Here is an 11,677-nt window from a genome sequence, read left to right as displayed (position 1 = left end):
ATGGCCGACCACCGCGAACCGACGCCCATCGACGACCTCGCCGAGCAGTGGCTCGAGACGATGCTCGAGCTCACCCCCGAGCTGCACGTCCACCTCGGGCGTCCCGGCCGGGAGTCCGACTACACCGACCACTCCCCCGACGGGGTCGCCGCACGCGCCGACGCCGCCCGGTCGATGCTGGCGCGGGTGCGCGACGCGCGACCCGACGACCCGACGGACGTCGTGACGCAGGCCGAGCTCGTCCGCACCCTCGGGCTCGAGCTCGAGCAGATCGAGGCGGGCTTCTAGCAGCGCGACCTCAACGTCATCGCGTCCCCCGGCCAGGAGCTGCGCGACGTCTTCGACCTGATGGACACGTCGACGACGGACGGCTGGGAGCACGTCGCCCGTCGCATGCAGCACCTGCCGGGCGCGATGGCCGGCTACCTCGACTCGCTGCGCATCGGCATCGCCGCGGGCAACGTCCCCGCCGTCCGCCAGGTGCGCGAGGTCGCCACGCAGGCACGCAAGCAGGTGGGCGGCGACAGCTTCTTCGCGAGCCTCGCGGCCCGCGCGGACGTCCCGCCGAGCCTGCAGGCCGATCTCGACGAGGGAGCGCGCGTCGCGTCCGAGGCGTACGGGCGGCTCGCGGAGTTCCTCGAGCGCGACCTCGCCCCGCACGCCCGCGAGGCCGACGCCGTCGGCCGCGAGCACTACGCGCTCGCGTCACGGGCGTTCGTGGGGGCCGAGATCGACCTCGACGAGACGTACGAGTGGGGCATCGACGAGCTGGCGCGCATGGTCGCCGAGCAGGAGCGCATCGCCGACCAGGTCCTTCCCGGAGCGGGCGTCGCCGAGGCGATCGCGCATCTCGACGCCGACCCGTCCCGCAAGCTGCACGGCACCGAGGCGCTGCAGGCGTGGATGCAGCGCACCAGCGACCAGGCAGTCGCCGACCTCGGCCGCACGCACTTCGACATCCCCGAGCCCATGCGACGGCTCGAGTGCATGATCGCCCCGACCGACGAGGGCGGCATCTACTACACGCCGCCGAGCGAGGACTTCGAGCGCGCCGGCCGCATGTGGTGGAGCGTCCCGGCCGGCATCACGGAGTTCGACACGTGGCGCGAGCTCACGACCGTCTACCACGAGGGCGTCCCGGGCCACCACCTCCAGTGCGGGCTCGCGACGTACAACAGCGCCGAGCTCAACGGCTGGCGCCGGCTCAACTGGAACTCGGGCCACGGCGAGGGGTGGGCCCTGTACGCCGAGCGCCTGATGGCCGATCTCGGCTACCTCGACGACCCCGCCGACCGCCTCGGCATGCTCGACGGCCAGCGCATGCGCGCGGCCCGCGTCGTCCTCGACATCGGGGTGCACCTGCAGAAGCCGAGGCCCGACGGCAGCGGCACGTGGACCGGCGAGGACGCCTTCGGGTTCATGGCGCAGCACGTGAACATGAACGACTCGTTCGTGCGGTTCGAGGTCAACCGCTACCTCGGCTGGGCCGGGCAGGCGCCGTCGTACAAGGTCGGCCAGCGCATGTGGGAGCAGCTGCGCGACGACTGGGTCGCGGCGCAGGGCGAGCGCGCCGACCTGAAGGAGTTCCACCGCCAGGCGCTCTCGGTCGGCAGCATCGGCCTCGGCACCCTCCGCGAGACCCTCCTCGGCTGACGCCCGTCAGGGGGCGGTGACGCCCTCCTGGGGGTCCTCGTCCTCGTCGTCGGGCAGGCGGCACGCCCGCTCGAGCAGCAGCGCGGCCACCATCAGCAGCAGGCTCGCGATCGCCGCCGCGAGGCCGCGCACGAAGCGCTCACGGCCCAGCGTCGCGTCGAGCGCGTCGAGGAAGGCCAGGGCGTACCCGCCGTAGTAGCCGCCGACGAGTGCCCCGACGATCGCGCTGGCCTTGGCCAGCGCCAGCATGCGGATGCCGTGGTCGACGGCGATCCGCTCGTGCCGGCGGTGGAGCGTCTGCCACGTGCTCCACGCGAACATCCCGACCACGACGGCGCCGGCCAGGAGCGTCAGCGGGGCGATCCACCCCAGGCGGGGCGGGTTGCCCCCCAGACGCACGACGAGGGGCGGCGTCAGCCGCCCGGCGACGACGCCGACCGCGAGCAGGACGGCGACCAGCAGCGCCGGGGTCGGCTTGGCGATCACAGGATGATCTCGAGGTCCTCACGCTTGACGACGCCGCTGACGTCCACGTCGCCGATCAGGTCGGCGACGAAGCCCTTGCCGGGGATCTCGCCCTCGGGGTCGACCTCGAGCCACGGCACGAGCACGAAGCCGCGCTCGTGGGCGCGCGGGTGCGGCAGCACGAGCTGCTCGTCCTCGGCGACCCGGTTGCCGACGACGATGACGTCGACGTCGAGCGTGCGCGGCGCGCCCGGCTCGGAGCGCTCGCGGCCGAACGCGTCCTCGATCGCGAGCGCGCGGTCGAGCAACGTGTGGACCGTGAGGGTCGTGTCGATCAGGACGACGGCGTTGAGGAACTTGCCCGAGCCGTCGGGGCTGCCGACCGGCTCGGTCTCGTAGACCGACGAGATCGCGACGATCGTGACCTCGGGGGTGTCCTCCAGCGCGGAGACGGCCCCCTGCAGCTTGTCGATGCGATCGCCCAGGTTCGATCCGATCGCCAGGACGGCCTGCCGGATCGGACGCATGCCGCCCGTCATCGTGTCGGCGTCCAGCACGTACGGGGTGGGCGCTTCGGTCACTGTCTGCTCCGCTCTATCGTGACGGCGACGTCGTGGAACGTCACCGCGATGGGCGCTTCGGGCTTGTGCACCGTCACGCTAACCCATCGGACCGGCTCTTCGGCCAGGCACAAGTCCACCATACGGAGCGCGACCGTCTCGATGAGGTCGACGGGGTCGCTCACGATGGCGTCGTGGATCTGCTGCGCGAGCACCCCGTAGTGCACCGTGCGCGTCAGGTCGTGCTCGCGCGCCGCGGGCCCGAGGTCGAGACCCAGGCTCACGTCGACGACGAATGTTTGCCCGTTCTTCTTCTCCTCGTCGAACACGCCGTGGTGTCCGTGCGCCGAGATGCCGATCAGGTCGATGCGGTCGAGACCGTCGGGAATGGCCATTCAGTCGTCCTCCTGCATCAGCTCGGCGATCGGCGAGGCGTGGCGGGACCAGAACTTCCACCCGCCTCCGGTCCTGACCACGATACTGGTGCACACCGCACGGCCTCCCGCGAAGGCGTCGGGCGACGACATGCCCTCGCCCGACAGGATGTTCTCGGTGCACACGATGACGGCGGTGTCGGGCTCGTCGGCGCCGCGCGGCAGCATCACGACGTCGACGTCGGTCAGGAAGAACTGGATGTAGCCGACGTTGGCCATCAGGACGGTCCACGACCGCAGCACCTGCGCCGTGCCCCTCAGCGGGACGGCTCCCGGGTGCACGCACGACGTGTCGGGGTCGTCGACCCACAGCGACGCCATCAGGTCGACGTCGCCGGACTCGACGGCGTCGTAGAACAGCCGGTGCACCTCGAGCGGCTGGACGGTCATCGCCGGCCCGACTCGGCGGCGAGCCGGGACGCGACGCGCACGGCGTCGGCGGACGACCGCGCGTCGTGGACGCGGACGCACCACGCGCCGGCGGCGGCGGCGAGGGTCGACACGGCGGCCGTGGCGTGGTCGCGCTCGCCGGCCGGACGCGGTCCGTCGGGCCCGGCGAGCAGCTCGCCGAGGAAGCCCTTGCGGCTCGCGGCGACGAGCAGGGGGAAGCCCATCGCGACGAAGGCGTCGAGGTGGGCCAGCACGGTCCAGTTCTGCTCGCCGGTCTTGGAGAACCCCAGGCCGGGGTCGACGATGACGCGCGACGGGTCGACGCCGGCCGCGAGCGCCGCGTCGACCTGCTGGCCCAGCTCGGCACGGATGTCGGCCACGAGGTCGTCGTAGTGCGTGTGGTTCTGCATCGTGGCGGAGTGCTCGCGCCAGTGCATCAGCACGACGGGCGACCCGACCTCGGCGGCGAGCGCCATCATGGCGGGATCGGCCCGTCCGCCCGACACGTCGTTGATGATCGTCGCCCCGGCCTCGAGCGCCCGGCGCGCGGTCGCCGCGCGCATCGTGTCGACCGAGACGCGGACGCCCTCGGCGACGAGCCCCTCGATGACCGGCAGCACCCGGCGGGCCTCCTCGTCGGCGTCGATGCGCAGCGCCCCGGGACGCGTCGACTCGCCCCCGACGTCGACCAGGTCGGCCCCGTCGGCCACGAGCTCGACGCCGTGGCGGACCGCGGTCGCGGCGTCGAGCCAGCGTCCCCCGTCGGAGAACGAGTCGGGCGTGACGTTGACGACCCCCATCACGAGGCACCGGTCGTGGTCGGGCACGGGCGGCCTAGCGTGCCGTGATGAGGCCCATGGCCTCGGCGCGGGTCGCGGGATCGCGCAGCTGGCCGCGGACCGCGCTCGTGACGGTCTTGGCGCCGCCCTTGCGCACGCCGCGCATCGCCATGCACAGGTGCTCGGCCTCGAGGACGACGATGACGCCCTTGGGCTTCAGGATCTCGACCAGCGACTCGGCGATCTGCGTCGTGAGGCGCTCCTGCACCTGCGGACGCCGCGCGTAGACGTCGACCAGGCGGGCGAGCTTCGACAGACCCGTGACCCGGCCGCCCTCGGCCGGGATGTAGCCGACGTGGGCGACGCCGAAGAACGGCACCAGGTGGTGCTCGCACATCGACCACAGCTCGATGTCCTTGACCAGCACGAGCTCCTCGTGGCCGACCTCGAACTCGATGTTGAGCACGTCGGCGGCGGTCTGGTCGAGGCCGGCGAGCAGCTCGTCGTACGACTTCGCGACCCGCATCGGCGTGTCCCTGAGCCCGTCGCGGTCGGGGTCCTCGCCGATCGCGAACAGCAGCTCACGGATCGCCGCCTCGGCGCGGGGACGGTCGACCGTCACGTCGGCTCGCCCGTGCCGTGGACGTCGGGCCCCGCCGGCGGGGGCGCGTCGACGCCCGCGTCGGGGCCGATCACGATCGGCGTGCCCCGATCGGCGTTGTCGCGGTACGACTGGCCCATGATCGTGTCGACGGGCGGACGCGTGTCGGGCACGCGCGACTCCGACCCGGTCCAGGCCGGGCGGACCTCGCGGCGACGCAGCGGCTGGAAGATCGCGGCGACCTGCGCCTTGTCGAGCGTCTCCTTCTCGAGCAGCTCGGTGACGAGGGCGTCGAGCACGTCGCGGTTCTCGTGGAGGATGTCGAAGGCCTCCTGGTGCGCGAACGTGATGAGCTTGTTGATCTCGTCGTCGACGATCGCGGCGACGTTCTCGGAGTAGTTGCGCGCGTGGCCGATGTCGCGGCCCAGGAACGGCTGGCCCTCGTTCTCGCCCAGGCGCACGGCGCCGAGACGCTCGCTCATGCCGTACTGCGTGACCATCGCGCGGGCCACGTTGGTGGCCTTCTCGATGTCGTTGCCGGCACCCGTCGTGGGGTCGTGGAACACGAGCTCCTCGGCGGCGCGCCCGCCCAGCATGTAGGCGAGCTTGTCGAGCAGCTCGGCGCGCGTCTGGGAGTACTTGTCCTCGTCGGGCAGCACCATGGTGTAGCCCAGCGCCCGGCCGCGCGGCAGGATCGTGATCTTGTGCACGGGATCGCTCTGCGGCAGCGCCGCGGCGACCAGGGCGTGCCCGCCCTCGTGGTAGGCCGTGATGCGCCGCTCGTTCTCGTTCATCAGGCGGGTGCGCTTCTGCGGGCCCGAGATGACGCGGTCGATGGCCTCGTCGAGCGAGGCGCTGTCGATCGTCTTGGCACCGTTGCGGGCCGTCAGCAGGGCCGCCTCGTTGAGGACGTTGGCCAGGTCGGCGCCGGAGAAGCCGGGGGTGCGGCGTCCGATCGCCTCGAGGTCGACGCCCGGCGCGATGGGCTTGCCCCGCGAGTGCACCTTCAGGATCTGCGTGCGACCGGCGAGGTCGGGGGCCTCGACGCCGATCTGGCGGTCGAAGCGGCCCGGACGCAGCAGGGCCGGGTCGAGCACGTCGGGGCGGTTGGTGGCCGCGATCAGGATGACGCCGCCGCGCACGTCGAAGCCGTCCATCTCGACGAGCAGCTGGTTGAGCGTCTGCTCGCGCTCGTCGTGGCCGCCGCCCATGCCGGTGCCGCGGTGGCGACCCACGGCGTCGATCTCGTCGATGAAGACGATGGCCGGCGCATTCTCCTTGGCCTGCTCGAACAGGTCGCGGACGCGGCTCGCGCCGACGCCGACGAACATCTCGACGAAGTCGGAGCCCGAGATCGAGTAGAACGGGACGCCGGCCTCGCCGGCGACGGCGCGGGCCAGCAGCGTCTTGCCGGTGCCGGGCGGACCGTACAGCAGGACGCCCTTGGGGATCTTGGCCCCGACGGCCTGGAACTTGGCGGGCTCCTGCAGGAACTCCTTGATCTCGCCGAGCTCCTCGATCGCCTCGTCGCAGCCCGCGACGTCGGCGAACGTCGTCTTCGGGGTGTCCTTGCTCATGAGCTTGGCCTTGGACTTGGCGAACTTCATGACGCCGGCGCCGCCGCCCTGGCTGCGGCTGAGGAAGTAGATCAGCAGGCCGAAGATCAGCAGGATCGGCAGGAACGAGATGAGGAAGGAGCCGATGAACGACTGCTGGGGGACGTCGACGTCGAAGGTCTTGAGCTTCTTGTCGGCGACGGCGGTCTCGGCCTGCTGCACGAGGCGCGCGCCCTGGTCTCCGAGGTACTCGGCCTTGACCTTGGTGCCGTCGTCGAGGGTCGCCTGGATCTGCTGGTCACCGTCGATGAACTTGACGTCGCGGACCTTGCCGGTGTCGAGGTAGGTCACCATCGTGGCGGTCTTGATCTGCTTGAACCCGTCGGCCGACGACGAGACCGAGACGACCGTGATCACGACGATCGTGATCAGCGCGATCCAGACCCAGGGGCCCTTGAAGAGGCGTTTGAAGTTCATGTAGCGGCGTGGATCGGGTCCACTCCTCCTCGGGTGCTGGTCGGTAGTCGAACGGTACACGGGGCGCCGCTCATCAGTTGAACGCGCTCAACCGCCGTCATCGTTCCCGAGCGGAGTTCGCCGACAGCGAACTGGGCCCTATGAATACACGTGGGGCGAGAGGGTGCCGATGCAGCGCAGGTTGCGGTAGCGCTCGTCGAAGTCGAGGCCGTAGCCGACGACGAAGGCGTTGGGGATGTCGAAGCCGACGTACTTGACCTCGACCTCCATCTGCTGCGCGTCGGGCTTGCGCAGGAGCGTCGCGATCTCGACCGACGCGGGCCCGCGCGAGCGCAGGTTCGTGATGAGCCACGAGAGGGTCAGGCCCGTGTCGATGATGTCCTCGACGATCAGGACGTGCCGGCCGTTGAGGTCGGTGTCCAGGTCCTTGAGGATGCGCACGACGCCGGACGACTTGGTGCCCGAGCCGTACGACGACACCGCCATCCAGTCCATCTCGACGTGGCGGTGCAGGCTGCGGGCCAGATCGGCCATCACCATCACGGCGCCCTTCAGCACGCCCACGAGCAGGAGGTCCTTGCCCTCGTAGTCGGCTTCGATCTGGCGCGCCATCTCGGAGAGGCGGGTCGTGATCTGCTCCTCCGTGAAGAGGGTCTGGTCGAGCTCGAGGTCACCTTCGACATGCGTCTGGTCCACGGGATCAGCCTCCCACAGGGGTGGCTGCGAACGTCAGGGAAGTCCCCCCTGACGTCCTGGCACGGGTCACGCTCACCCGTCCGGGCAGCTCGATGCGCCGCTGCCCGTGCCAGTCGGTGACGAGCCGGTCGAGCTCGAGGAGGTGGGTCGACGACAGCTCGTCGGCCGAGGCGCCGGCCTCGAGGGCGATGCGCCGCAGCACCCGCGACCGCAGGGCCCCGGGCAGCGCGGCGAGCACCGCGACGTCGTGGGGCTCGGCGACGTCGGCGGCGAGCGCGTCGAGCAGCGCGCCGTCGGCGCGCACCTGGTCGGCGGTGCGGGCCAGCGCCTCGGCGACGCCTCCCCCGAGGACGTCCTCGAGCACCGGCACGACCTCGGCCCGCACGCGGGAGCGGCGGAACGCGGGGTCGACGTTGTGGGGGTCGCTCCACCACTCGAGGCCGGACGCGCGGCAGATGCGCTCGGTGTCGGACCGCCGCAGCGTCAGCAGGGGCCGGCGCCACAGGCCGTCGCGGGGCGCCATGCCGGCGATCGAGCGCGGGCCGGAGCCGCGGCCGAGGCCCAGCAGGACCGTCTCGGCCTGGTCGTCGAGGGTGTGGGCGAGCAGGACCGCCGCGGCGCCCGCCTCGTCGGCGGCCGCGGCGAGCGCCGCGCGGCGCGCGCTGCGGGCGGCGGCCTCGGGGCCACCCGTCCGCCCGACGTCGACGCGCCGCACGGTCGCCGGCACCCCGACCGACGCCAGGCGTCGCACCGCGGTGGCCGCGACCTCGTCCGACCCCGGTTGCAGCCCGTGGTCGACGACGACGGCGGTCAGCGCGAACGACTCCTGCCCCGCGACGAACTCCGTGACGGCCGCGAGGGCCAGCGAGTCGGCGCCCCCGGAGACGCCGACGACGAGGGGCGAGCCGGCCGGGAGGTCGGCGAGCGCCCGCCGCACGAGGTTGCGTCCCGTCGCGACCGCGGGATCGAGCGCACCGCCCACGTCGGGCCTAGCCGTGCACGCGCGTGATCCACGCGGCGGGATCGAGGATCTCGGCCTTGCCGGGGAGCTGGTCGGGACCGGCCCACACCTGGTTGAAGCCGTCGAGGCCGACGGTGTCGATGACGTGCCGCACGAACGTCGCCCCGTCGCGGTACTGGCGCATCTTGGCGTCGACGCCGAGCAGGCGTCGCAGCATGCGGTCGAGCGGGCTCGCGCCCGCCCGCCGCTCGGTGAACTTGCGCCGGATCTCGGCGACGCTGGGGATGACCTCGGGGCCCACGCCGTCCATCACGACGTCGGCGTGGCCCTCGAGCAACGACATGATGCCCGTCAGCCGGTCGACGATCTCGCGCTGCCGGTCGTTCTGGAACACCTCGCTGAGCGACGCGTCGGAGTCGCCCTTGACGATGCGGACGACCTCGCCGAGACCGTCCGACATCATCGACGCCACGGCCGACGAGTCGAGGTCGGTCGCCTCGATGAATTCGTCGATCAGCGACGTCATGTGGCCGCGCATCCAGTCGACGGCGGTGAACTGCACGCGGTGCGTCTCCTCGTGCAGGCACACCCAGAGGCGGAAGTCGTGGGGGTCGACGCCGAGCTTGCGCTCGACCTCGACGACGTTGGGGGCGACGAGCAGCAGCCGTCCGCCCTCGCCGTCGGGCCCGGTCCAGAACGGGTCGAACTGGCCCAGCACCTTCGACGACATGAACGACATCAGCGCGCCGACCTCGGCGCCGCTGACCTTGCGGCTGATCGAGCCCCCGAGGCGCGACGACCCCTTGCCGGCCGCCGCGAGCCGGGCCTCGACGGGGTTCATCAGCAGCTCGAACGTGCTCAGGTTGGCCTCGACCCAGCGCGGCCGGTCGATCACGAGCACGGGGGCCGTGGCGGAGCGGGCGTGCAGGTCGCTGAACTCGCGGACCGGTCCTTCGGAGCGGGCGGCGCCCTCGCGCAGCTCGGCGACCGCCTCGGCGGCCTCCGCGGCCGACAGGTCGGGGCCGGGGCGCGACAGCTTCGTGGCCGTCGCGAGCGCGAGGTTCCAGTCGATCATGCGCCAACCGTACGCCCGCCCCGGTCGCCAGGGAGGCCGCCCGAACCACCCGGTCGCCAGAGAGGCCGCTGCGGCCGAGCGTGAGCGAAGCGAGGCGACGTGACGCAAGCCCGATCGCTGTANACGGGCCCCCACTCGCTGCGCTCGCGGGAGGTACCCCCAGCTCCGCTCCCTGGCGAACGAGGGCATGCGGTCGCCAGGGAGGCCGCTTGCGGCCGAGCGTGAGCGGAGCGAGGCGACGTGACGCAAGCCTGATTGCTGTGGTCCGCCTCGGGCTTCGCCCTCACGGTCGCTCCGCTCCCTGGCGAACGGAGCTTGTCGGTCGCCAGGGAGGCCGCTCGCGGCCGAGCGTGAGCGGAGCGAGGCGACGGGACGCAAGCCTGTCAGCTGTGGTTCGCCTCGGGCTTCGCCCTCACGGTCGCTCCGCTCCCTGGCGAACGACCACTCGGTCGCCAGGGAGGCCGCTTGCGGCCGAGCGTGAGCGGAGCGAGGCGACGGGACGCAAGCCCGATCACAAGGNCCTCACGGGCCCCCACTCGCTGCGCTCGCGGGAGGTACCCCCAGCTCCGCTCCCTGGCGAACGGTCGCGGCACCCGGTCTACGCGCAGGAGCAGGTGGCGATCGCGGCGGTGACCTCGTCGAGGGCGGCCTGGGCCTGCAGTGGCTGGTCGCGGTCGGAGTCGTCGCTCATGACGGCGAACAGCACGGGTCGCCCGTCGGCGTCGATCGCGTAGCCGGCGAGGGAGTGGATGCCGGTCAGCGTGCCGGTCTTGGCCCGCACCGAGCCCCGCGCGGTCGCGAGCCCGGCGAACCGGTCGACGAGCGTGCCGGTGAACCCGCTGACCGGCAGGTCGGCCAGCAGCTCGGACGTGCGCGACGACCCCGTCGCCCTCTGCAGCGTCCGGACGAGCGTCGTGGGGCTGATGCGGTTGTCGCGCGACAGCCCGCTGCCGTCGCCGAGCTTCAGCCCGTCGGTGGGGATGCCCGCCGACGTCAGCGCCGCGGCGACCGCCTCGGTGCCGCCGTCGAACGACGCGGCACGCCCCGAGGCGAGGGCGAGCTGACGCAGCACGACCTCGGCCGCCTCGTTGTCGCTGACGCGCACGAGCGTCTCGACGATCTGCTCGATCGTCGCGCTGCGCACCTCGCCGACGGGCTGCGCATCCGCCGCGGCGACGGTGCGGGACGGTTCTCCCGTGACCGTGACGCCCCGATCGGCCAGCAGCCCGGCGAAGGTGCGGGCCGCGTCGGCCGACGGGTCGGCAGCCCGCACGCCATTCGTGACGGCCTGGTCGACCCACAGCGCGCTGACCCGGGTGACGATGTTCGCCGTCACGTAGTCGGGCTCCCACGCGGGGCTCGCGTCGGGGCCCGTGAACAGCGAGTCGTCGTAGCCCAGCGTCACCGACGTCGTGCCGGACGCCTCCAGCGCCGCTGCGGTGCGACGCGCCAACGTCGTCAGGTCGGCCTGGAAGACCCGGTCGTCGACGCGACGGGCCGGCTTGGTCGACAGGTAGGGGTCTCCCCCGCCGACCAGCACGATCCCGTCGCCCGAGCGGACGACGGTCGTGGCGAACCGGGTGCCCGGGTCGATCGTCGAGAGCGCCGCGAACGCGGTCAGCACCTTGGTCGTCGACGCCGGGGCGTACGCGCGGTCGGCTCCTGCCGCGTAGATCGGCGTGCCGTCGGTCGAGACCGCCGCGAACCCGACGCGGGAGCCCAGCGCGGGGTCGTCGAGCGCCGGGTCGACGGCGGCCGCGAGCTTGGCGGGGTCGATCTGCCCGGTCGCGGCGGTCGTGGCGTCCGGCACGGCCGAGGCGGGCTCCTCGCGCAGCGCGAGGCCCTCGGGCGGGACGACGTTCGACGGTCCGCAGTCGCCGTCGCAGATGAAGCGGTTGAGGTCGCCGCGCCCCCACAGGGTCGTGCCGAGGGCCACCACGAGGACGACGACCAGCACCGGCAGGGCCAGCACCGTGACGCCGGCCACGACCCTGCGTCCTCGCTGACCCGTCACATGCGCCAGACTATAG

At 72.3% G+C, this 11,677-nt stretch carries 13 protein-coding genes; 2 read left to right on the top strand and 11 right to left on the bottom strand.

The features are described 5' to 3' along the window. Both ASD10_RS19300 and ASD10_RS05250 read left to right on the top strand, forming a co-directional pair. Entirely contained in the window at nt 1-288 is a 288-nt protein-coding gene (locus ASD10_RS19300) for a hypothetical protein (RefSeq protein ID WP_235501755.1), read from the top strand. A gap of 18 nt (nt 289-306) precedes the next feature. Further along, nucleotides 307-1,653: a DUF885 domain-containing protein gene (locus ASD10_RS05250; RefSeq protein WP_255355142.1), complete on the top strand. Its 1,347-nt coding sequence runs from the start codon at nt 307-309 to the stop codon at nt 1,651-1,653. 6 nt (nt 1,654-1,659) lie between these two features. On the opposite strand, the gene ASD10_RS05245 is transcribed toward ASD10_RS05250, so the two are convergent. From ASD10_RS05245 to dacB, 11 genes are all read right to left on the bottom strand, one after another. Next, a complete protein-coding gene (locus ASD10_RS05245; protein ID WP_056605686.1) occupies nt 1,660-2,139 on the bottom strand; it encodes a DUF3180 domain-containing protein in 480 nt (159 codons plus the stop codon). After that, nucleotides 2,136-2,699, bottom strand: a complete 564-nt coding sequence (gene folK, locus ASD10_RS05240; protein WP_056605681.1) for a 2-amino-4-hydroxy-6-hydroxymethyldihydropteridine diphosphokinase — start codon at nt 2,697-2,699, stop codon at nt 2,136-2,138. The genes ASD10_RS05245 and folK overlap by 4 nt, the downstream gene beginning before the upstream one ends. Further along, entirely contained in the window at nt 2,696-3,073 is a 378-nt protein-coding gene (gene folB, locus ASD10_RS05235; protein ID WP_056605678.1) for a dihydroneopterin aldolase, read from the bottom strand. Before folB ends, folK begins: the two co-directional genes overlap by 4 nt. Next, a complete protein-coding gene (locus tag ASD10_RS05230) occupies nt 3,074-3,502 on the bottom strand; it encodes a nuclear transport factor 2 family protein (RefSeq protein ID WP_056605673.1) in 429 nt (142 codons plus the stop codon). It lies immediately after the preceding gene. Then, entirely contained in the window at nt 3,499-4,302 is an 804-nt protein-coding gene (gene folP / locus ASD10_RS05225) for a dihydropteroate synthase (RefSeq protein ID WP_056605670.1), read from the bottom strand. The genes ASD10_RS05230 and folP overlap by 4 nt, the downstream gene beginning before the upstream one ends. 34 nt (nt 4,303-4,336) lie before the next feature. Continuing rightward, entirely contained in the window at nt 4,337-4,903 is a 567-nt protein-coding gene (gene folE / locus ASD10_RS05220) for a GTP cyclohydrolase I FolE (RefSeq protein WP_056605667.1), read from the bottom strand. Then, the gene (gene ftsH, locus ASD10_RS05215; protein ID WP_056605663.1) at nt 4,900-6,915 is read right to left on the bottom strand and encodes an ATP-dependent zinc metalloprotease FtsH; all 2,016 of its coding nucleotides are present in this window, start codon (nt 6,913-6,915) and stop codon (nt 4,900-4,902) included. The genes folE and ftsH overlap by 4 nt, the downstream gene beginning before the upstream one ends. 138 nt (nt 6,916-7,053) lie before the next feature. After that, nucleotides 7,054-7,611 (bottom strand): hypoxanthine phosphoribosyltransferase, encoded by a 558-nt coding sequence (gene hpt / locus ASD10_RS05210; protein WP_056605660.1) that lies wholly within the window; start codon nt 7,609-7,611, stop codon nt 7,054-7,056. A 4-nt stretch (nt 7,612-7,615) separates the two neighbouring features. Further along, on the bottom strand, nt 7,616-8,593 hold the full coding sequence (gene tilS, locus ASD10_RS05205) for a tRNA lysidine(34) synthetase TilS (RefSeq protein ID WP_056605657.1): 978 nt from the start codon (nt 8,591-8,593) through the stop codon (nt 7,616-7,618). A gap of 7 nt (nt 8,594-8,600) precedes the next feature. Continuing rightward, on the bottom strand, nt 8,601-9,647 hold the full coding sequence (locus ASD10_RS05200; RefSeq protein ID WP_056605654.1) for a zinc-dependent metalloprotease: 1,047 nt from the start codon (nt 9,645-9,647) through the stop codon (nt 8,601-8,603). Nucleotides 9,648-10,245: 598 nt separating this feature from the next. After that, the gene (gene dacB / locus ASD10_RS05195; RefSeq protein ID WP_082556029.1) at nt 10,246-11,661 is read right to left on the bottom strand and encodes a D-alanyl-D-alanine carboxypeptidase/D-alanyl-D-alanine-endopeptidase; all 1,416 of its coding nucleotides are present in this window, start codon (nt 11,659-11,661) and stop codon (nt 10,246-10,248) included. Between the last annotated feature and the right edge of the window lie 16 nt (nt 11,662-11,677).

The organism is Aeromicrobium sp. Root472D3, assembly GCF_001426485.1.
In the GTDB taxonomy this organism is placed as follows: Bacteria; Actinomycetota; Actinomycetes; order Propionibacteriales; family Nocardioidaceae; genus Aeromicrobium.
The sequence above is the reverse complement of the archived record's forward strand: the minus strand, read 5'-3'. Positions and strand labels throughout refer to the sequence as shown.